The sequence below is a fragment of the Rhodopirellula sp. P2 genome (assembly GCF_028768465.1).
GTDB lineage: Bacteria > Planctomycetota > Planctomycetia > Pirellulales > Pirellulaceae > Rhodopirellula.
This window is the reverse complement of the sequence record NZ_CP118225.1, coordinates 6,259,750-6,281,385: the sequence shown is the minus strand read 5'-3', so window position 1 is coordinate 6,281,385 and position 21,636 is coordinate 6,259,750. Positions and strand designations below refer to the sequence as shown.

Sequence of the window (21,636 nt, the reverse complement as noted above, 5' to 3'; positions counted from 1 at the left end):
GATGAAGCCCGCTTTTTCTTGCCAGTGCCTGGTCACAGGAAAATGTTTTGGCAGGGAAAGGGATCGGGTTTGGGCGGAGAACTAGCAGCGTGGTTGATTCCCGATCGGTTGCGAAATGTTCGCGTCCAGCGGGCTGGGTGACCGGCGCTGTGCATTCGTCCATTCCAGTGACAACTGCAGTTTCCTGGCACGATTCCTGCTCGTCGGTCGATATCTCGATTTGAGTTTGCTTCCCAAACCGTTCGCCATTTGGCTTACGATGTTCCCATGCCCTGCACGTGGACGCCGGTTTCGACGGTTGCGGTGGGAGCATGAAGGGTGAAAGCCGAAGTCGAGTCTCATCTCATCGCTCGATCTAGCCAACCACAGGACTTTTCGATGTCTCGCTCCATCAGGGTGCGACCGCTTTCGATGGGCGGTCCGCACACAAATGCGATGTCTCCCGTCGCCGTCGTTTCATCAACGCGAAATTGCCGGCGTGCGGCGCTCGCCGCGATCGTGTTGGTTGGTTCCTTGACCGCTGGTCAAGCGTCCGTTGCAGCCCAAGATGTTCGCTCCAGTGATCAATTTTCTGAACAACGGAGTCTCCCTGATCGCGACGGGAGCGAAGCCAATCGGGTCAGCGACTGGGGGTTGGCGGGCGTGATTTGGAGTGACGCGAGCTTGGTTCGCAAGCTGGCCTCTGAGTCGGCACTGCGTACGAAAGACCCACAACAGGTTGCTGAATTCGAGCAATGGGTGCGGCAGTCAACGGAGGTGATTCAGTCTCTGGAATCGTTCGGTTGGAAGCTCCGTGGGCAGCAGGCGGAACAGTCGGGGAAGCCGGTGACAGAGGCCTCGCAAGCCATGGCGGAACGGATGCCAGTGAGTTCTGCCCATCTGTCTTCCGAGCAATCCGAAACTCAGGAACAGGAACCCCTGCCGGACTCGACAGACGTGGGTGAAGCGTTGGCCAAGGAGCTGCGTGGGACCCGTCCTTCGATGACGGTGACAATCGATGGCTCGGATCCGAGAGACGAGCCTTCGGAGAGCGTCGTGGAGTCGGATGACGAAGGGGATGAAACACTGGCCGAAAATGCCAGTTTGCCCGCTGCTGTCGAGGATGGTGTTGCAGATGCGATCGCACCTGCAACGGGACGGCTCGATACCGGTCGTGAACTCGGCTCCGAGGTGAACGACCGCGAAATGCAGACTTTGTCAGAGACACTGCCTTACTCCGGCGACTCCCTGGATGGCGCTGACGATCCTGAGCGGGACGACCGCGTTGACAATCCATTGGCCGCGGAACGTGATTCAGCCACTGGAATTGACTTTGGCGATCGGGATGGCGACCTCGGGAGACGTACCGATCCGCGAGTGATTGAGAGGGCCGACGAGATGCTGGCGGAATTGACCGCTGAAGAGATGGAACGGAAGGTTCCGGCCACGCAGCGTCGTTCGAATCGACAGCGTTTCACCACGGAGAAAGCGGTGCAGCAACGGGACGCTCAATGGGGGCAGTCCCAACTGGCTTCAAATGAGTTGGTGCTGACGCATCACACCACGTTGCAAAATCTTCAGCAACGAACCCGGGAGGCGGTTGTGAAGCTGAAGTCCAATGCGAGCGTCGCTGGGGACACCACCGACAACGAGCAACTCAAAGCCGTTCTGAAAGTGATCAGCAAGTTCTGATCGAACAGTTGGCTCTTGATCGCGAATCACTCCGTTGATCCGAGACATTGAACTTTGGGAACTTGGTTATCGCTGGTAAATCGGCAACAAGCCGTAGGCCGGTGTGAGTGCCAGCACGGCGAGCGAAGTGCTGTAGGTGGAACCGAATCGTCGTTCGTTGCTTCCGCCCAATGGCCAGGCGCCGGCATCGGTTTGTTCGGCGAGCAGTCCCGCAGCGATCTGGGGGAAGATTTGCTCCCAGGTTTCACCTCCAACCTGGGCCATCGCTTGGCTGCTGTAGTAGGTCGCGAGGTAGTAATAGTTGTTCTGCCACGGGCTGGGGTAGTTTCGCGTGCGGAACCAACGCACCGAGACGGGAATGCTCGCGTGATCTTGCCTTCCGCCCAGGATCAACGTTAGCGTGGCGGATGCTGTGTTGGCCAGCGTGATCTGAGGATTGTCTTGTGAGGCGTGAGGACGATACCGGAAGATGCCTTTCTCGTGTTCACTTGGATCCGGTTCGTAACACAATTCGACAAAGTCCAAACCTTCATCGAAGTACTGCTTGGGCACATTGAATTCCGCGTTGCGAGCGGACCGCAAGAACATCAGTGCCCAACCTGTCACGGACATGTCGGACGCCGCATCAGGGCTCTCGGGGTACCCGTATCGCCACCCGCCTTGGTCGGAATCTTTGGCTTTGGTGCGTGACTGAACTTCGCGGTGGAACACGAGTGCGCGATGAAGTGCTTCCTCGATTCGCTGGGACCGTTCGCCCGATCCCATTCCGTAAACCTCCCCCAACATCAGTCCAGCGATGGAGTGGTTGTAGATCACCGTCTGCGATGGTTTCAGGTGTCCGACGGGAGGCAGGACCGGCTGCAGCGAGAAGTACCCGCGGCGGCGCTGGGTGCTGAGGACAAAATCAATCGCCCGAGAAATTTGCGGCCCGTAGGGTCCTTTGTCGGGCAGGTGCCCGCGTGAGAGGAAGGCCATGATCGCCAATGAAGTGACCGCCGGCTGCGCAACTTCCTCGCTCGGGAATCGGCCGTCCTCGGCTTGTTGACTGGCCAGCCACTTCAGACCTTCGTCGACAGATGATTCCACGCGCGCCCACTCGCTTGCTGGCAAGGCCGCACTCAGGTTGGCCGAGGTGGCAACCACCGAGGCTGCGTCTTGGGCGGTGGCGGGGAAGGCAACGCCAATCAGCCCGGCGACCAAGATGAACTGCAACGTGACAGTCGCGAATGGTTTCGCGGAACATCGGTGGCGACACGATTTGCCTGCCTCGCACGCGTCGGTTGGGGAGCCTCGGTCAGGTTTGTTTTGGATTCGCATGCTCAGTCCTCATCGATCGTTGACATCAACTCACGGAGTTGATCTTGATACTGTTCAATTGCTTTGCGGTAGGCCTCGGGGGGCCGATTGCCTTGAACCTGCCAAAGCCCATCGTCGAGTGTCGACAGCAGACGGTTCCATTGCTGGTCTGCGATGAGTTCACCGTTGGCGATCGCTTGCATCAGTTCCTCCGCCTCATCGGCTTGCACGATTTGCTGCCAAGCCCGCTCGGCGGAGTCATTGTCACCATCCTGGGGCATCAGACGTTTGATCTTTTCTGCCATCTCGTCCAGCCGTTGACGCTCGGTTGCTGACGGTTCGCCCTCTTCTTTTTGCTTTTCAATCTCCAGCAACGTTTTCGCGAGCATCTCTTGGGCTTGCTTGGCCTGTTCGCGTCGTTCGTTCGACATTTCCTCCGACGATTTGTCGCCGGGCTTGGGGACGCGATTCTTGGGCTTTTGTTTTTTCATCTTCATCGCATTCGCCGCTCGCTGGGCCGCTGCCAACTGAGATTCTCCCAAGGGCCCACCGGCAACCGTTTGCTGCCACAGCAAATTGTCAGCACGAATCCGAAGGTTCGTTTGCCGGTTGGGAATGCCCAACTGAGATGCGATATTGGGTTCGCGTTCAAGTCGTGCTAAGAATTCATCCAGCGTTGGGTCTCGCAGGTCGCCGATGTTGGGATCGCGAAGATCGTACTCGTCCAAGTGCATGACCACGGTTCGCCGAATTTTGTCGAACAGCGTCTCCGCCTCGGTCAGTCGGTCGGTTGCCAGTTGCTGTTGTCCGTTGGCAGATTCCAGATCACGATTGCCGGATCGGATTGACGCGGCGATCTGATTGAACGTGATCGTTTCCATCAATCGGTGCAGCGTGCGAATCATGTCTTTGATTTCACCTGGCAGATCTGAGTTGACCGTGCGTCGGAATTGGGCGGTCAAGTCCGGTTCCATGTTCAGCATCTCGACACGCAGCAATTGGGTCGAGATCGCGATTCGATATTGTTCAGTCTGAACCAACCCGCCGTAGTTGTTGCTTTTGATGTTCCGATGAAGGTCCGTCCAGACGTCCGCCTGATCGGCGACCACGCGGGTTTCTTGTACGCGTGACTCGACATAGAGTGCCAACGCATCATTGCCTTCGTTTTCAAACTGCAATCGGTCAAGTTGCGAGAAAAACCGTTCGCACTGGTCGATCAATGAACTGGCGCCGGTGATTGTCTCGGGGCGGATCGCTTGGTCAGTTGAGTGAAGAAACAGTTCCTCTGCTTCAAACTGAATGTTTCTCGCGGTCGCAGAAATTTGATTGGCCGTTCGGATCAGATTTGCCGCCGTTCCGGCGTTGACATCGATCTCCAGTGGCAACTGCTTCTGGACGCGTTCGGCCAATTGAGCGGCGTCCTTGGCCAAATCGTCAGCCGCACTCAATCGCAGTTCGACGATGATGGTCCAAAGATCAGGACGCTGGGTTGCATCGATCTGGAGCCAGTTCATCGCCTCTTCGGTCAGATCATATTGCCGCTGGGAGAGGTCTGAGAGTTCGTTCCGGAGTGACTTTTGACGACGTTGAACCAATTCCATGTATCGGGATAGCAATCGCGGATCGTCGCCCAACATCTCTGCAAATTCGTCCATCATTGCGCGTCGCAGTTCGAGGACTTCCGCAAGACGATCGAGGTAGGCTTGGTCCACTTCGACGATCCCCATCTTTCGATCCAGTGGGTTTCGGTTTTGTCGAGCTTCTCGCATCAACTGACGCCGTTTTTCCAAGTAGACCTCATAAATGGTGACTGCCTCGTCCATTTCCTTTTTCAACTTCTTCTCTTGTTTGACCCGGTCAAAACGTTTCAGAAGCGCACCCAGCAATTCGCGAGCGCGAACGACGTGCTGCAGACCCGTCGTGGCGTCGGCGTTGTCTGAACCGGCGCGTTGCGATCCTGCGAACACCCGGTCGCGGGCTGGCGTGACATGTGAACGAGTGATGTCAACCATTTGCAAGCCAATGAATGCATACTGGCTCTCTCGGGTCTGCTCTCGCAACTTGGCAACGAAGTCTTCGACATTGCCCAACCCCGAATCAAGGCGGCGAAATTGCTCGCTGCGATCCGAGTCGGCGATCTTCCGCTCGACGAGTTTTTTCAGACCAGACTCAATTGCGGCAAGCATCTGATCGATCTCAACGACGGACTCCCGCATCTTGAGTTCGTCGCCTGGACGTTCTTCGGCGGCGGCGATTGCGGAGAGTTTCTCGGTGATCTTGAGGCGACGCCGGCCAGTCGTGGAGTTTTGCCCTTTGCGATTTCGCTGGCGTTTGGACGTCGCGGTGTGACTGACGGCTGGATTTTTCTGCTCCATCTTCTTCGTGGAAGCAGTGGCCTGCGGTGCTTGGCGACTTGCGACTTTCGCGTCCAACTTGGGTGGGGATGATTTCGACTCGGCCATTTGGGTGGAGTCCGAAGGTTGGTTTGGCTTGTTGTCGGAGGGACTGTTGGGTTCCTGGCTGGAGGGACTGGGGGGCTTGCGATCGGAATTGGGTTGGGCGTCACCCATTGGGGACAGGGGCCTGGCTGCGATTGCATTGGGGGCGGGTTTGGCAGACGGGGCAGCGCCCTTCCGTTTCGCAATCGTTTCCTGCGAATCATTGTCGGTTGGTGGCGGCGTGGTTTGATCAGCCGTCTCGATGGAAGAGGGTTGGGGGCCAGCTTTGTCCATTGCCTTGCCCACGCGTTGTGGCGAGGCATCTTGGTCGGTCGAATTTGAATCAGCCAAGATCGGGTCAGGCTGTTTCGAGTCAGGCTGTTTCGAGTCAGCTGTTTTTGAGTCAACAGGTTTTGATTCTGCTTGTTTTGATTCTGCGATTTGAGATGCATCTTCTTCGTCAGTGGCATCCGGATTTTGTTCTTGATCAGACCTTGCGATCGATTGCCTTTGGGAAGCATCAGGTTTGGGATCGTGCTGCTTGGATTGGGAGGCCATCGTGTCGGTTTCAGGCTTGTTGTCCGTCACGCGAATGGAGTAGCTGATTTCTTGGCCCTCGCTGAGCCCCAATTCCTTCAGGTCCAGCTTCGTTTGCGCGATCAAGTGCTTTTGGTTGGCTTGATCTCCAAGCGGAATGGGTTGGACGTGCAGCACCTTCGCGTTGCCATCGGCATCTCGTTGCGACTCGTCGTAGATCACCAGTTCGGCCTTTTCGATGCCGTGGTCATCATGAGCTTCGAACTTGATTTCGATGATCTCGTCTTCCGCCACTGCCATTTCATCGTTGGGTGTGATGACGCGAGCCACAGGGGCTTTGTCTGCAATGACGTCGATGCGAGAGAACAGACGTCGTTGGTTGGTGAGATTGTGTTGGCTGACCAGCGTTGGGCGGAGAAGCATGTCCTCGACCAACGGCAGTTCCAGCCGATACCAGCCATCCTGCTGGGGTGACAATTCGCGTGTGTTGGGGGCGTTTTCGGATGATTGGTCGTCGTTTTCGGAGGCGGAACTTTCTGGATCCGTCAAGGCGATCGTGAGCTGTTGAAGGGATTCAAACGGCTTGATGGCGAGTCGCAACACGCTGCCCTGAGGGACTTTGACTCGGCGTGGCAATCGGTCGAGCAAAATCGGGGTGCGTTTGGTGTAGGCCGGGAATTCAACGCTAAATTCAACTCGCTCAATTTCTGGGAAATCGATCGCTTGAAGGTGCAGCCACTCCGTTTGTGCATCTCCGGCGCGAACTCGATAGGACAGGTCATCGTCCACTCGCATCTTGTGAGACCAGGTGTCGGATGAAGCCTCATCGGCAGTCAGGCGATGGTCCTCGATTTGACCGTCCGCCCGCATCATGCTGATGGTGGCGGTGGAGGGAACCAGACCGCTAGCGCGAGTGATCAAGTCGATAGAATCTCCACGAGGCACAAACTGTTCACCGGTCAAGCTTGCCAGTTGGGTCGCGGTGATGTTTTGCGTGGGGAACCAAAACCGTTGGAGCAGAACCGAAACGCGACTTGGGCTGATGGCGAACACGATCGCGAACAGGACGAGACCAGACAACGCAAGCAGCAAGGTGGGACGCAGTTTGATCGGTGGGCTGATGTGGCTGGGACGAACCATTCGTTCCATCGCGATCGCTTCGCTGGTCACCTGAGTCGCCATGGCTCGCTGCGTCGCGGTCATGGAAGACGGGTCTTGCGACGACAGGCTGGCCACGGTGGACCAACGTTCTTCGAGTTCCGGAACGTTGTGATCAACCGCATTGGCCGCGCGAAGCCATTGCAACGAACGTTGCAGCGGACCGATCAACCCATAGGCTGCGGTCGCGAAGGTTGCCACAACGGTGAGGCTGGTGAGAGCGATTCGAAGCACCGGGGAGGCGAACGGGAACATCCAGTCAATCAACATCGACGGGACCATCAGCAGCAACAACACGCCAATCGCCAAGGCCAACGCCGCGACAATGACCAACATCGCATGTCGCAGTCGAATCCGACGCAGTTTGCTCTCGATCGCCGATGGGATTCGGTGTGAGAATGCTCGAGTCGTGGTGGTGGTAGACATGATCAGGATAGCCCTCTGGACTTGCGGATGATCCATTCGATTTGCAGGCATCCCAGCACCAGCCAGAGATATCTCCATCGTTGCCACAGCGGTTGACGCTGAATGCTGTGCGTGACGATGGGGTGCAAATCGGTGAGTTCCAAGACTTCTTCGACTGCCGTTGGCGGCAGCACTTGTCCGCCGGTCAAGGTTGAGATTTGGTTTGCCAGTGCTCGATTGGATCGCGTGTCAACCAATTCTGTGGGCAAGTCGGCTTGGACGGTGAACGTCGTGAGCACTTCCTGCATCGTCGATGTTTGGGCATCGGGATTGGTCGCGATCAATTCCTCGATCAGGGTGCCTTCTGGTTTGGCTTGGTAGACCCCCGGTTTCAGATCACGAACATCAGCTCGGTAGTGACCAGGACGCTCCTCGTCGACAACCAGCGGGATGGTTCGGACATCTTCACCGACTGACAACCGAATCCGGAGCATGTCAGTATCAATGGTGTCACGGATCACAGCTTGACCGTCTGGGGCGAGCAATTCGACATCCATGTCGACCGGCTGGTTCGTTTCATAAAGCGTTTTCGCAGTGCGAATTCGGACAGACTGATTTCCAGAAGACAAATCGGCTGCGATCGCCCACCTCATCAATTGGCCCCAGAACCGGTAGTGCAGCGTGTCACCGCGCAGGAACCGCAATCGATACGTGTCCGGTCCGCTGAGATGGATGATTCGCCCCCGACCCACCGGTTGCCAGCACAGGAAACTCGATTCCGTGAGCCTCGGGTCGTCGGCCAAAAGTGGTTCACCTCGAGGGACAACCGCAATCAGGCTCTGAGCCGTGGGAACCGGTGCCCGCCATTTTGAAACGCTGTGCAGCGGTGAAAACTGATTGACAAACGACCATGCGTTGTTGGTGGCTAACTCGGTTTCAGCGATCATCAAGGCAGCATGGGATCGGCCGGCTTCCGTGATCTGAAACGAGTACTGCTGATTCGCATCGTCTGATTGTTGGATTGGTCGAACCGGGATGGCTTCTTCCAGAGGATGATCGACATAAGCCTGTGGCATCGCATGGTCACCGGCGATCGTGATCACGGTACCGCCACGCGTTCGCATGTATTTCAAAAGTGCGGTTTGCGAGGCAACGGGCAAATGCTCGATTGGCAGATCGCCCAGGATGACCACGTCGTATCGATTCCATTCTTCGACCGTGACGGGAAAACCGCCGGTCTCTTGACGGTGGCCGGTCGCGATCAAACGAGGGCGGAACAACAATTCATCGAGTTCGATTTTGGGGTCGCGGCGAAACAGTTGGGCCAAGTAGCGGTATTCCCACCGCGGCATCTCGTCGGCCAACAGAACTTTGATGTCACTCCGCGTGACATTGATCTCGATCTCGTCAAAGTTGTTCTCCGTCGTCATCTCGCCATCCAGCGGTTGAATGGCGATCTGGAATGACGTGGGGCCAATCTGAGCGACGCGTTGTTGAAACTGCACTGAACGTGTTTCCGCATCGGAATCAATCAGCACGTTGCGGAAATCAACCACCTCGCCAGACTGCAACAGTTGCACGGAACATCGTTCTCCCTTGCATTGGTAGATCCCCAGGTGAGCTTCGATGACGACGTCGTCGTTTCGCATGGCAACCGCCGGTGCGGAAACGGAAATCAAGTCGATGTCTCGCAGACGCAAATCGTTGCCGATGGGGATCACGTAAACCGGAGTCGAATCGAGTTGGGCGGCGACTTCGGTGGGCTCACGTTCATGGGCATGGTTGTGCGCCACATCGGACAACAGGAATGCTGCGGCGATCGGTTGATCGCGGCGAAGTTGATCGATGAACTGCAGGGCGGCGCCGACATCGGTGGTCGTCGCCATCGCGTTCTGGTCGGCCAGCGACGCGAGGAGTTCTTGGGTGTCTGAAACGTTGGACATCGCCTTCGCAGCATCATCAAACGAACACCAACGCAAATCGGCGACCTCCGAGATCTCATCCAGTTTGGATTGCTGCAGGCCAGTTAGGAATTTTGCCACACGATCGCCGCGACTTTGGTCGGTGAATCCAGCTGCCCGTGTTGGCTTGCTCGGTGATCGGTTCGCAATGGCTCGTTCCAACTGATCGGCCAATTCGCCGAAAACTCGGCGTGCGGTCGCCAGACGTTCGATCAAGTCTGGCAGACTCTCTCGCCAACCTGTTTGGCTTGGAGTGCGCCCTCGCTGAAGCATCTTGGTCAGGTCTGACAAAGCATCCATTTCAGGACTGTCGATCATCGGGATCAGACGCCGAAGCGACGAGTCGATTTCGCTGTCCATGGAATCCGGAAGCGTGTCGCGAAGGTTTTGCAGATGCGTCCGGACGCGAACGATCGCCTGGTTCGCCAATTCCAAGTGCTCCGCGACCGAGGTTTCGGCACCATGCTCATCAAGTGCCGACACGGCCAAATGCAATTTTTGGTTGGCGACGCCGAGGGCAGCCAGGGATCGATCCGTGATTCGGAGTGACTCGGTGCCGGTCCACTGAGCATCCTCGTTCGAAGTCGGCGGCGTCCAACGCCAGTCATCCGCTGTTCCGGGCGGGTCAATTGTCTTCATGCTGGCGCTGGAATCGGTCACGAAGACAATCGCTTGGCGAGTCGTGGTTGATTGTTCGACAACGTTGGTTGGTGCAAGCAACATCCAGAACGCAACGGAAAGGGCCACGATTCGCAGCATCGAAAACAAACCGGTCGTCGTCCGACCCAAGATGTTTCTCTCGCGATAAAGCGTCCAAAGCAGTGTGCCGAGACAGACGACACCCAGCAGCAACAGCAGTCCCGTGTTGAATGGATGTTCGTAAGAGAGGTATTCGTTGGTGGAAGTTTCGGTGAGGTTCATTTCTGGGGCACCTCCAGTGTCTCGGAGATGGGCGATTCGAACGACAACCCTGTCAGGTCTGAGTCGCGCGAGCGAAGCGGATTCAGTTGGGATGCATCCAACTCAGAGGATTCCGGGATTCCGGCCGATCCAAAGCGTTCCCGAGACATGATTCCAGAGAGAACCAACTCACCGGTGATCAGTCCAATCAAGACGAGCAACAAGATGGGCCAAACAGGATCCGTGTGTGAGCTGGCGACGGGAGAGCGATCTTCGGTCCAAGTGTGGGGCGTGGTCGCAGCAACAATCCGTTGCCACGCGCCTCGGCCAAGGCTGCTCAAATTCGATTCTTCGGATGAGCGTTGGACTTGGAAGGGGATGCCCGTTTCTGCCAATCCAATTTGCAGGTTGTAGGGTCCCGGACGACGGGTTTGACTGGACCGGAACTCAAAGCCTTCGTCAGCGTACTGGGCGGTCAGTTCAATCGACTCATCTTCTGGCGTGTGCAGGAAACCGGTCGGTGCGAGGTCTTCCTCACCGTCCGAATTCGAGTCGCTTGCATTCGTCGAAACCCGCGCGACGATGGGCTGTCCGGGGAGCAGGTTGTATTGCGTCGCACGGGGTTGAGCCAGGTAGTCGATCCAGTCGCGAACCATCACCACAAATGACTGCGTGCGAGCCAAGTCACTCCACTGCAATCGCAACGGCACCGACTGAACAATCACCCGCCCCTGACCAACGAAGTTTTCGATGGCCAGCGGAGAGCCGTTGTTCAGTCGCAACAGCGTTGAGCGATCGTCCGCATTCAGGTTGTCGGCAAATTGATAGTAACGCTGAATGGATGTGTCGGCCAAATCCAATTGCTCGTTGTCGGCGAGATGTCGCGTGGCAGGGTGATCACTGCGAAACGGATCAATGCGAACGTGTTCATTGGTGGAGGAGCCATTTTCGATGGCCGTGCTGTTGGCGTCGGAATCCACTTTTGCAGGAGACGCATCGACGATTCGATCAAGCCGTCTCGGTGCCAGGCCGCTAGCGTCGGCAAACAGTTGGTGGTTGAAAAAGTCGACATTGGTACGTGGCCCCAGTCCAATCCACAGGCCGCCACCATCGGAAACAAACTCGGTCAACCGCGAAACCGCTTCCGATGGAAGTTCGGTGAGGTTGGGGATGATGACAACTCGTTGCTCACGCAGGTCCATTGACGGAAGTTCATCAGGGCTGACCAAGGTTGGGACGTAGATGGATGACTCCGTGAGTGGTTGTCCATGGATCCATCCCAGCGCCGCCTGAACGAAGTAGGTGTCCTGCTGCATCTCTGCCTGGTCGGCCGCTCCCTCAACGATGACCACTGGCAAGCGGTCAACCACTTCGACCACCAAACTCGCGACATTGTCAGCTGGCAAGTCGTCGTCTCGGTCCAGACGGCAGCTCAACCGATAGATCCCTGGGCTATCAAAGGTATGGCTCCAGTTGGCCTGGGTGGTTTGCTCACCTTCAATCGGAGCGATTGTCTGTTGGTGCAGCGGTTGATCGTTGACACTCCATGTCAACTCGGCACCATTCATCGTCGCCACATCGTAGTTGTGAAGTGTCGCGACAGCAGTGACAGGGGTATCAGAACCGACAACGGTGCGATTGAGCGTGACCGCATCGACCGCGACGTTGCCAGTGGATGTTCCTGGGTTTTGTTGCTCCAGACGGACGGTTTCGATCTCCGTTCGAACAGTCGCCTCGTTGAGGACGGCGTGGAAACGTTGCCAGCCGGCTTCGTCTTCCGTCCGCCAATCAGTGGACTGGCCATCGGTCAGAACCACGATGCGTCTCACGTTTTGTGTTGGCTGATGTTCGACTTGGACAGCGGTGTACAACGCGGCCAGCAGATCACTGCGTCCTTCGGTGGCATCGATGGCCCGCAATTGTTCCGTGATCCAATCCCGATTGCTTCGATCACCGTGGACGGATCCTGAGTTGAGCCACGTCGGATAGGGAGCGGTTGTCAGAATCCGAACCTCGTCGCGGGCGGAGAGCTTTTCAAGCTGGTCCACGGCATATTCGGCGGCGGCTTCGATCATTGTCCCCGAGCCTGTCTTGCGTGACATTGACATCGAATTGTCGATCACGAAGATGGTCTCACCCTGCTCGCTCCCACCGAGATAGCCCGTCGGCAACAGCGGTCGTGCCAGTGCCAGAATCAGTGCGGCGATGGCCAAGCAACGTAGCAACAGCAGCAACCACTGTTTCAATTTGCGTGAACTGGTTTTGCGAGCCGATGCTTCCATCAAAAACTGCATCGCCCCCCATTGGACCGTCTCGTTTCGTCGGCGGTCGAACAGGTGCAGCAGCAAGGGGGCGGCGACCAATGGCAGAGCAAACAAGAATGCGACGCTTAGAAAACTCATCGTCCCACCGGCCCCCTGCCCGTCTTGAGCCCCTTGCGTGCCATTCGGTTTCGCAGAAACCATCCCAGCGTGTCGGCGAGATCGGTGGCGGTTGTCATCCGCACATAATCACCGCCCAAACCAATCACCATGTCTTCCAGGTTGGCAAGGAACGTCCGCACCCGTTGCAGGTATTGTTCCCGAACCGCCGGAGGATCCAGATGAAGACGTTGCGAGGAGACTTCGAGCGATTGAAAGGCGGACCACCGTCGAAAGTCGAATGTCAGTTCCTCAGGAGCCATGATGTGCATGACCACCACGTCGTGGCCACGCGCTCGGGCGATTCGCAGTGCCGTGGCGAGATCATCAAGATCGCCAAAGCAGTCCGATAGCAGCACCAGCAACCCGCGGCGGCGTTGCCTCGCGATGCAGTGCTGGACCTGATGACTCAAGTCGCCTTCGCCACTCGCGTCAGCGGATTGAAGTGCCGCCATGAGCGTTCTCAGGTGAGCGGCGTGCTGTTTGGCGGGAATGAATTGGGAGTTGGTTTCATGCAAGACGGTCAAACCAACGGAATCACGTTGATGCAGCAACAGTCGAGCCAAGCAAGCGGCGGCGCGGCGGGCGTAGTCAAGTTTGCTGACAGTCGACAACCCAAATTTCATCGATCCGCTGGAGTCCACGGCCAGCATGGCGTGCAGATTGGTTTCCTCTTCGAACTGTCGTACGAAGTATCGATCATTGCGGGCGTAAACCTGCCAGTCGATCTGGCGAATTTCATCCCCTGGAGCATATTGGCGATGCTGGGCAAACTCGCAACACCCGCCCTTGGTGGTCGAGCGATGTTTGCCTGCCAGCAACCCATCGACCACCGTTCGCGACAGCAATTCCAGGTGCCCGATTTGGTCCATCACAACGGGATCAACCAAATCGCTCACCGCAGCCCCTGACTTCTTGGTCGGGACGTGGGCACTGAGATTGGATTGAAGTCGAAACAGTCCGAGCATGAATCGGTGGCGATCGTGGAGGGAAAGTGATGGGTGGGGGCGTGATGGGCGCGGACAGAACCGTCGCTAAGCAGGTACGCAGGTGTCATCGGGTATGTGAGCCGTTGGCGTTAGCCACGGTTTTCACACGCAACCGGGGCGAACGCCCAAACGGCTCACATGGTTGTGCCCGATCATTCCAGCCGACCTGCTTAGCTGATGACCGGCGAGTTCTTTTTCAGTGATGGCGTTTGCTGGATGATCTTTTCGAGGACCGAATCGGCGTCGACTCCGGCGGCTTCGGCATTGAAGGTCAAAATGACTCGGTGACGCAGCACGGGGGGCGCAACGGCGATCAAGTCAGCCACCGTGGCGTGACAGCGGCGATTGATCAAGGCTCGGGCTTTCGCCGCCATCAACAGGGCGATGGTGGCTCGCGGACCTGCACCGAACTGAACCATGTTCTTCAATTCGGCGGACATCATGCCCTCGTCCGGTCGCGTCCCCCGGACCAAATCCAGGGCGGCGTTGTAGACCTGGTCCGAGACGACGACGCTGCGGACGAGCGACTGCATCTGAGAAATCTGTGCGACATCCAGCACCGTTTTGGTTTCGAAGGAGTAGTCCGTCGTTTGTCGCCGAGCAATTTCGCGTTCCTCTTCGCGGCTGGGGTAACGAACATGAATCTTCAAAAGAAATCGATCCAGATGAGCTTCCGGCAAGGGATACGTGCCTTCCGTTTCGACGGGGTTCTGTGTGGCCAAAACGAAGAACGGATCGGGCAACTGGTAGGTCTTTCCGCAGACCGTCAACTGGTGCTCTTGCATCGCCTCCAGCAACGCACTTTGGGTCTTTGGTGGTGTGCGGTTGATTTCGTCGGCCAGGATCACGTTGCCAAACAATGGCCCTTCGACGAAGCGAAAAATCCGCTTGCCAGTGGTGTGGTCTTCTTCCAGGACTTCGGTGCCGGTGATGTCACCGGGCATGAGGTCCGGTGTGAACTGCACGCGGCGGAAACTCAGGTCGGTCAGTGATGCGAGCGTCGACACCATCATCGTTTTGGCGAGTCCCGGCATGCCCTGCAGAATGCAGTGTCCGCGACATAGGATCCCGATCAGCAGTTGTTCAGCGACTTCCTCTTGACCGACGATGACTCCCGCCAGCTGTTCTCGCAACTTGGCCAGCTTCTCGTGCATTTGATCCACCACCAGCGCAACATCGAGCTCGGGTTCCGTCGCATGGTTGTTGGTGTGGTTCGAGTTGGCGGCGTTGATCGTCTCGAGACGGCTGGGCATGGTCTTCTCCGATGGATCTTTCATTGGGATGCAAGTTTTTCTGGTTGCCAATTCAATGGCCGGAAGGATGTTCGCGAGGGGCGGTCATTCCGACACTTGTTCAAATGTTTGTGCTTCACCGGCGTCAATCAGTTCGTCACCATCGACGTCGAGCGAACGAAACTGTTCGTCGGTGCCTGGGAACTCTCGGCGGGAGAGGTCGTTGTCGAGATTTCGGTCCATTCTTTGGAACCATTCGGGCGCCGTCACGCTGGGCGAAGTCTTGGGTTGACTTGTGTCTCGGACGTTCGCCAGTTCACGGTGTGCGGTTGGCCCGAGTCCGATGCAAACACGAATCGGCGACGCGGCTTCCAAGCGGGTGATGGATTGGTCGCCATCGCGGTCGAACGTTCGCAGAAGCTGTTCCAAATTTCGCAATTCGCGAATGGTGAATCGACCATCATCATTTGGGTCCAAATTCGGCAGCAGCGGATAACCATCCACGATCGCTCCGAGAGAAACCTGTCCAGACATCGCTTTCGCGAATTCGGGCGATGGACTTTCTTGGACCCCACACAAACGAACCGTGACCGTTTCAAATGCGACGTCGATTCCATTGGCATTCGTGGTAGGCACAACATTAGCCGAAACCTCTTTGCCAATTCGGACGACGTCCACACGAGCCGACTCGGGCGATGCAGTGGAGAAGTTGATCGACACTTCGATGTCGGCTGCTTGGACCGACCAATCATTCACTTCGGATTCAGAAACGGTTCCGTCCTGGTCTTCGTCCAGTGATCGAACCAGTTCATACAGCAGCGGATCGCTTTCTTGGACGCCAATTAAATCATCGGGCAACCAGAGCAGCGGACCGTTTGAGAGTGGAATGTGGGCCGGGTCCTTGAGGTTGTCGGCAGCGTTTGCCAGTTCCATCGCGTCGACGACTTCGTCACGATTTGCGTCGCATTTGTGGAATGATTCGACCGATTGCAACAACTCTTGTTGTGACACGGTGCCGTCACGATCTCGATCCAGGACGTCAAAGGCGGGACGTTGATCCGATCGGAAACTTTGGAAATAGGGATGGACCACCAGCAACGGCGGGCCGAGCGTCCAATGACTCAGCAACCAATTCGATTCGAGATCAGTTAGATCCTCACCGGTCGCCTCTGCGAATCGACGCATCGTTTCGTCTGGGGCGGTGGTCATGCGGTAGGGAGCCACCGTTGCTGGACTGATGGGCGGAGTCGCATCTTCAGCGTCTTCATCATCTGTGTCCTCCGCAGTCTCGTCCTCTTCACTTTCATCCTCTGCATTCCCGTTCTCTTCATTCCCATCCTCGGAGGCAGCTTCTGTTTCGTCTGCATCGGACTCGGACGCTGATGCAACCGCTTCGACTAGATCCGATAGTTGCTCCATCAACGGCGGCTGCTCGACGTTTTGGACGGACGTTGCGTAGGCAGATCGAACTTCACTGAATGGTTGACCATCCACTTGGACCTTCGCTTTGACACGCAAGGGACGACCGATTTGCGTCAGCAAGTCTGGATGCGTGATGGCGAACTGGATTTGACCGTCTGCGAAGGACGCATCCGCTTCGGTGTGGCGTGGAAGTTCGATCCGGTACTGAGGCAGTTTTTCGGCGGGCAAACTGGCCGGAGGAGCGATGGGAACTCCCGTGATCATGTTCGGCTGCCGAGGCTCTGGCGTGCTGCTGCTTAGCATCTTGACCTGCGAGCTTGCCAATGGCTCAGCGTCGAGCGATTCCGATGTGTCATCACAAACGGCAACGCCATTGAAGCATGGAACGAACGCACTCAGAACGGCAAATGCGATCAACGCAACGTTTCGATTGCCGAGGCGACTCATGCCAACACTTCCTCAATGGCTCGGCCTTCGGCGATGGGGATGGGGCGACCGCCGGGCGACATGTTGCTGGGTGCACTGCCCAAACCCAACGCTTTGCAGAGCGTGCTGATCAAATCTTGAACACCAATCTTGCCATCGACAACCTCGGTGCCATCTTCGCTCGTCTTGCCGTACGCTTGCCCACCGGCGATTCCGCCACCGGCAAGCACGCTGGACCAAGCGTTCGGGAAGTGGTCGCGTCCCGCGTTGGGATTGATCGTGGGTGTGCGTCCGAATTCACCCATCCACAGAATCGTCGTTGATTCGAGCAAGCCTCGGTCTTCCAAGTCTTGCATCAAGGTTCCCCAACCGTTGTCGAGCGTGGTTGAAAGGTCTTCCACGGCGTTGAAGTTATCCGTGTGCGTGTCCCAGCCGACCGATGTGCTGCCCGTTCCAAGCGAAACTTCCACGAAGGGAACACCTCGTTCGATCAAGCGCCGAGCCATCAAGCAGCCTTGGCCGAAGACGTTCTTGCCATAGGCCTCGCGAAGTTTTTCGGGTTCATCGGAGAGATCAAACGCTTTGGCATCATCGCTGTTCATCAATCGCACGGCACCTTCGTAAACTTCGTTGTGCATTCCCGCCGCGCCCGCTTGTCGGGGGGTCACAAATTGCGATTGCAGTCGACGCCAGATCTTCAACCGTTGGTCCATCCGTTCCGCATCGATGCCATTGGCTCGATCCAGGTACTGCACTTTCAGATTGGGATAACCATCTTCGCCACTGGACATGGCACCCGGCACATCCGTCGCGCCAACGAACAGAGGTCCAAATCGGGGGCCGAGAAACCCGGGGCCAAACGCATCTTGATTGAAGGCTCGGTAAGTCCCGATGCTGACGTTGCTGGGTAGACTCATCGTGTCCTCCGCCAACTGCTTGCCGATTGCGGAGCCGAGGCACGGGTACTGAACCGGACCCATTGGTTTTTGGCCGGTTCGCATCAGATACGATCCGCGACCGTGATCGCCCTCTTTGGTGGACAGACCACGCAAAACGGCGAGTTTGTCCGCCATGGCACCGAGTTTCGGCAGGTGCTCGCTGAACCGCAAGCCAGGAGCCGACGTTTGCACCTCTTTGAATTCGCCACCGTTTTCATGATTCGGTTTCATGTCAAAGGTGTCGGTCTGGGCCGGGCCGCCGCTCATCCACAGCAGGATGCAGTGACGACGGCGTTTGGGATCGTTGGCGGCAGCTTCCGCGAGTGCAGGGAACCATCCACTGGCGCTGACACCGCCAATGCCCGCGGCCATCGAGTGCATGAAGCGGCGACGTGTTGAGTGATTCATCTGGGGAAATGACATGGAGACGCTCCGTCAATGGTTCAGGGTGAATTCGGAACTGTTGATCAACGCCCACAACAAGTCAGCCAGTCCGGTGTGACGCTGTTCACGGCTGGCATCGGCGGGGAGGAACTCCGCCACCAATTCGCGTTCGTTCGATCGAGGCGGTCGGGACAGTGTTGAAAGAAACAGCACTTCGATCCGCTGTTCGTCGGTGAAGAAGGGAGCGTCCAGCGAACGAATCAAGCCACTGCTCTGTTCGTGGGTGGCTTGTGCGATCAGCGATCCATTCATCAGCATCAACGCTTGTGGGATTCCCGCCAAATACTCTGAGCGACTCGTTGCTGGCGCGGCGAACTGCTGAAGGAATGTGTCGCGTTGGTTGTTCCCGAATCGGGCAAGTGTGTAATCCGACTCCGCGTTCTGTTGATTCAACAACGTCGCCACCGCGATGCAGTCATAGACCTGCTCGGGCGTCAACGTTTTGACATTCATTTGAGCAAAGGTGGTCAGTCGCTCCTCAATGTCATCGGACGAGTCATCATCGCGATTGGAACTGCTGGAAAGCTGATAGGCACGCGTGAGTGCAATGCTTCTGACCAACTGCTTCAAATCGAAATCGCTGTCAATGAACTGGCTCGCCAACGTGTCGAGTAACTCAGCGGACACGGGCAAATTGTTTTCGCCGAAATCATCCACTGGATCCACGATTCCACGGCCAAACATGTGGCTCCACACACGGTTGACGGTTGCGCGAGCAAAGTAAGGGTTGTCCGGACCGGTCAACCAAGTCGCTAAACGTTGACGACGCGGAGCGGGCGGCTGTTTTTCGTCCGCGGTTTCCCATTCCTGGCCCAAGAATCGCGGCGAGATGACTTGCTCCGATTCGGGCAGCATGACTTCCCCCCGATCGACATCACGCACTTGCATGACGGTGGAAACATTTTCGAGCATCGCCTTGGGGCGAGAGATTTGAGCGAAGAATGCGGCGTAACTCCAGAAGTCTTCTTGCGACCAGGGTTCGAACGGGTGGTCGTGGCACTGAGCACATTCCAACCGCATGCCGAGAAAAACACGGGACGTGCGAGCAGCCAATTGGTCGGCGTCCAACTTCAATGCGGTGTAGAACAGCAGTGGGCCGGACTGGGCCAAGCGTCCTTCAGCGAGCAGCAGTCGTCGCACAATTCTGTCGTAAGGTTCATCATCGGCAAATTGTTCCGCGAGCCATTTTTCAAACGCTTCGCGGCCTCCAAATGCCTCCAGGTCCACGCCTTCTGGGATCAAGAAGGATCGCCAAACGGCTGCCATTTGCGAGGTGTAGTCGGGGGTGTCGAGCAGATGGTCGACCAGTTCTTGATAGCGATCATCGGAATTGTTTTTGAGAAAGCGTCGGACTTCGGTGACCGTGGGAGTTCGTCCTGCGAGGTCCAAATGAACGCGGCGAAGCAGTTGCAGGTCAGTCGCACGATCCACGGGCCGAATTTGACGTTCTTGCCAAAGTTCATCCAGGATCGCGTCCACGCGGGAGATGACCTGCTCGCTCGCTCGTGGGACAACCGCCACCGGTTGCCACTTGTTGGCGGGGCCGATTGGCAACGCCACGACGGATTCGCTTGTGTTGCCGACCGGTTGGGGCGAGTGGTCTCCGCCCTCGCTGGGTGGATTCTTCGCCCGTTCAGGCTGGTCCGTGTTCGCACGATCGCTTGTTGCCGTTCGCTCCGGTGAAGGAGCGTTGGCCGCCTCCTTGGCATCCACTTTGGCGAGCATCAAACGCGATTGAAGTTCCGTCGTTGACTCGTTGAGATAAGTCAACGAAGAGGGTTGGAGACGATCTGGTTGATGGCTGCCAAGGTTGACTGACTGGGGCAGTTTGGATTCAGAATCGAGCTCCAGCGACAACTCAAATCGTTGGTCATCCTGGGTTGCAAACTCAACTTCCAAATCCACCCTGGTTCGCCCCGAATCGGAACGCTTTTGCCAATCTTGATGAACGATGCGGACCCCGCGAAACTGTTCGATCGATTGGGCTGTCAATGGCTGGCCCAGCAGCATCATCGCCAGCAATTCCTCGTTCGTCGGTGAGACGTTTGTGGGAATTGCCAACGATGAAGTTCGCGTTTCTGCCTGACCCGAACTGATCGATACCATCCGCCGGTCAACATCAACCCAGCGTGTTTGCTGAGGTGTCTGCTCGCACGCAATTCGTTTTGAAAGGTCCAGCCAACGATTGCCATCGGCGTCGGCGATTTGGATCAATCCGTGTTGTTGCATGGCTTCCAGCACAGTGGCCCACGCATAGGTGTTGCTACCACCGGCCAGAAACACGATCAGCATCAACGAGGCGGCAACGGTGCCGGCCAACCACCACGAAGTTTTGATCACCCGTTTGGCACCGGCGAGTGTGACGGTTCCGGTTGCACGAGAACCAGTCAGTCCTGGTGAGTGACCCCATTGCTCGGTGATTTCGGCATCCAATCGCTTGGTCAAAGAACGCGGCACGGGAGGCGCATCGAGTGCGTCTGCCAGCAGCAATGCCACCGACGATTCATCCTCTTCGTTGCGATGCAACTCGGACGGATCGTTGTCGACTGACGACGGATTGAATGGACGTTCGGATGTCATGGAAGCGAACCTGTGCAACCTGGCTCAGTTTTTACGTGAAAAACCAAGCCGATACCTGTTTGGATGGTGACGTTGATTTCAGGGAGGGGGGATCTTGGGGATTGGATGGGCGTGGGGACTCATCGCATGGCTTGGAGCATTGTGTCGGCGACGGAGGAATCGGTTCGGTTTTCAATTGATCACGCAAGGCTTGGCGAGCCCGAAACAGCGTCCCTTGCACGCTCTTCTCGGTCGTGTCCAGACGCGCTGCAATCACTTTGACGCTGATCTGGTCGACGTATTTCCATTCGAGGACTTGTTGGTAGTGTTCGGGCAAAACGCCAACCGCTTCACGAACGCTCTCGCGTTGCTGTTCCTGGTCATGCTGCGTGGCCGGGTCGTTTTCGTCGGTGGGTTCACCCTGATATTGAGCGTCTTCGATCAGGTGCCGAACCCGGGCGGCAGCTCGGTAATGATCTTGAATGCGTCGGTGTGCGACCGTTCTCAGCCATCCAGCAGGGTTCTCAATTTCGGTGTCCGCGATCGCGGCTGACATCAACGCCAAGACCGCTTCCGCAACGATGTCCTCCGCTAGGTGCGCATCTCGATCCACGCGATAGAAAACGAAACGCCAGATCGATGGGACAAAACAATCGTTCAGGTATTGCGCTGCACTGGGATCGCGATTTCGCAGCCCGTCAATGAGTTCAGCATTATTCAAAATTGGTCTCGCCAATCGGCAGGATCACGGACCCGCGGTTTGCAACATCAGAAGTAAGTCGAGGCCGCTCGAGAATTCACCCGCGGAATCGGTCTGGAATTCTTAGAAAGCGGTCCTGA

At 56.9% G+C, this 21,636-nt stretch carries 11 protein-coding genes; 1 reads left to right on the top strand and 10 read right to left on the bottom strand.

The window, feature by feature from the left end; all coding sequences use genetic code 11:
• Window positions 1-378: 378 nt before the first annotated feature.
• Window positions 379-1,671, top strand: a complete 1,293-nt coding sequence (locus PSR62_RS22075) for a hypothetical protein (RefSeq protein ID WP_274405134.1) — start codon at window positions 379-381, stop codon at window positions 1,669-1,671.
• Between the two features lie 66 nt (window positions 1,672-1,737).
• On the opposite strand, the gene PSR62_RS22070 is transcribed toward PSR62_RS22075, so the two are convergent.
• The 10 genes from PSR62_RS22070 to PSR62_RS22025 form a co-directional block, all read right to left on the bottom strand.
• Window positions 1,738-2,988: a prenyltransferase/squalene oxidase repeat-containing protein gene (locus PSR62_RS22070; protein WP_274405133.1), complete on the bottom strand. Its 1,251-nt coding sequence runs from the start codon at window positions 2,986-2,988 to the stop codon at window positions 1,738-1,740.
• 2 nt (window positions 2,989-2,990) lie between these two features.
• Window positions 2,991-7,436, bottom strand: a complete 4,446-nt coding sequence (locus tag PSR62_RS22065; RefSeq protein WP_443217458.1) for a hypothetical protein — start codon at window positions 7,434-7,436, stop codon at window positions 2,991-2,993.
• A 92-nt stretch (window positions 7,437-7,528) separates the two neighbouring features.
• On the bottom strand, window positions 7,529-10,387 hold the full coding sequence (locus tag PSR62_RS22060; protein WP_274405131.1) for a hypothetical protein: 2,859 nt from the start codon (window positions 10,385-10,387) through the stop codon (window positions 7,529-7,531).
• Window positions 10,384-12,768 carry a BatA domain-containing protein gene (locus tag PSR62_RS22055; RefSeq protein ID WP_274405130.1) on the bottom strand — a complete coding sequence of 795 codons (2,385 nt, stop codon included), beginning with the start codon at window positions 12,766-12,768 and terminating at the stop codon, window positions 10,384-10,386. Before PSR62_RS22055 ends, PSR62_RS22060 begins: the two co-directional genes overlap by 4 nt.
• The gene (locus PSR62_RS22050; RefSeq protein ID WP_274405129.1) at window positions 12,765-13,754 is read right to left on the bottom strand and encodes a DUF58 domain-containing protein; all 990 of its coding nucleotides are present in this window, start codon (window positions 13,752-13,754) and stop codon (window positions 12,765-12,767) included. Before PSR62_RS22050 ends, PSR62_RS22055 begins: the two co-directional genes overlap by 4 nt.
• A gap of 191 nt (window positions 13,755-13,945) precedes the next feature.
• Window positions 13,946-15,052: an AAA family ATPase gene (locus tag PSR62_RS22045; RefSeq protein WP_338020106.1), complete on the bottom strand. Its 1,107-nt coding sequence runs from the start codon at window positions 15,050-15,052 to the stop codon at window positions 13,946-13,948.
• A gap of 60 nt (window positions 15,053-15,112) precedes the next feature.
• On the bottom strand, window positions 15,113-16,876 hold the full coding sequence (locus PSR62_RS22040; RefSeq protein ID WP_274405127.1) for an EF-hand domain-containing protein: 1,764 nt from the start codon (window positions 16,874-16,876) through the stop codon (window positions 15,113-15,115).
• The gene (locus PSR62_RS22035) at window positions 16,873-18,216 is read right to left on the bottom strand and encodes a DUF1501 domain-containing protein (RefSeq protein WP_274405126.1); all 1,344 of its coding nucleotides are present in this window, start codon (window positions 18,214-18,216) and stop codon (window positions 16,873-16,875) included. The genes PSR62_RS22040 and PSR62_RS22035 overlap by 4 nt, the downstream gene beginning before the upstream one ends.
• Window positions 18,217-18,228: 12 nt before the next feature.
• The gene (locus tag PSR62_RS22030) at window positions 18,229-20,817 is read right to left on the bottom strand and encodes a DUF1549 and DUF1553 domain-containing protein (protein ID WP_274405125.1); all 2,589 of its coding nucleotides are present in this window, start codon (window positions 20,815-20,817) and stop codon (window positions 18,229-18,231) included.
• A gap of 31 nt (window positions 20,818-20,848) precedes the next feature.
• Window positions 20,849-21,517, bottom strand: a complete 669-nt coding sequence (locus PSR62_RS22025) for an RNA polymerase sigma factor (protein WP_274405124.1) — start codon at window positions 21,515-21,517, stop codon at window positions 20,849-20,851.
• Window positions 21,518-21,636: the final 119 nt, after the last annotated feature.

Coding starts and splice junctions, on each gene's coding strand:
- PSR62_RS22060 (WP_274405131.1), bottom strand. CDS start 10,387: ATGAACCTCACCGAAACTTCCACCAACGAATACCTCTCTTACGAACAT.
- PSR62_RS22055 (WP_274405130.1), bottom strand. CDS start 12,768: ATGAGTTTTCTAAGCGTCGCATTCTTGTTTGCTCTGCCATTGGTCGCC.
- PSR62_RS22070 (WP_274405133.1), bottom strand. CDS start 2,988: ATGCGAATCCAAAACAAACCTGACCGAGGCTCCCCAACCGACGCGTGC.
- PSR62_RS22035 (WP_274405126.1), bottom strand. CDS start 18,216: ATGTCATTTCCCCAGATGAATCACTCAACACGTCGCCGCTTCATGCAC.
- PSR62_RS22075 (WP_274405134.1), top strand. CDS start 379: ATGTCTCGCTCCATCAGGGTGCGACCGCTTTCGATGGGCGGTCCGCAC.
- PSR62_RS22065 (WP_443217458.1), bottom strand. CDS start 7,436: ATGTTGGTCATTGTCGCGGCGTTGGCCTTGGCGATTGGCGTGTTGTTG.
- PSR62_RS22045 (WP_338020106.1), bottom strand. CDS start 15,052: ATGAAAGATCCATCGGAGAAGACCATGCCCAGCCGTCTCGAGACGATC.
- PSR62_RS22040 (WP_274405127.1), bottom strand. CDS start 16,876: ATGAGTCGCCTCGGCAATCGAAACGTTGCGTTGATCGCATTTGCCGTT.
- PSR62_RS22050 (WP_274405129.1), bottom strand. CDS start 13,754: ATGCTCGGACTGTTTCGACTTCAATCCAATCTCAGTGCCCACGTCCCG.
- PSR62_RS22030 (WP_274405125.1), bottom strand. CDS start 20,817: ATGACATCCGAACGTCCATTCAATCCGTCGTCAGTCGACAACGATCCG.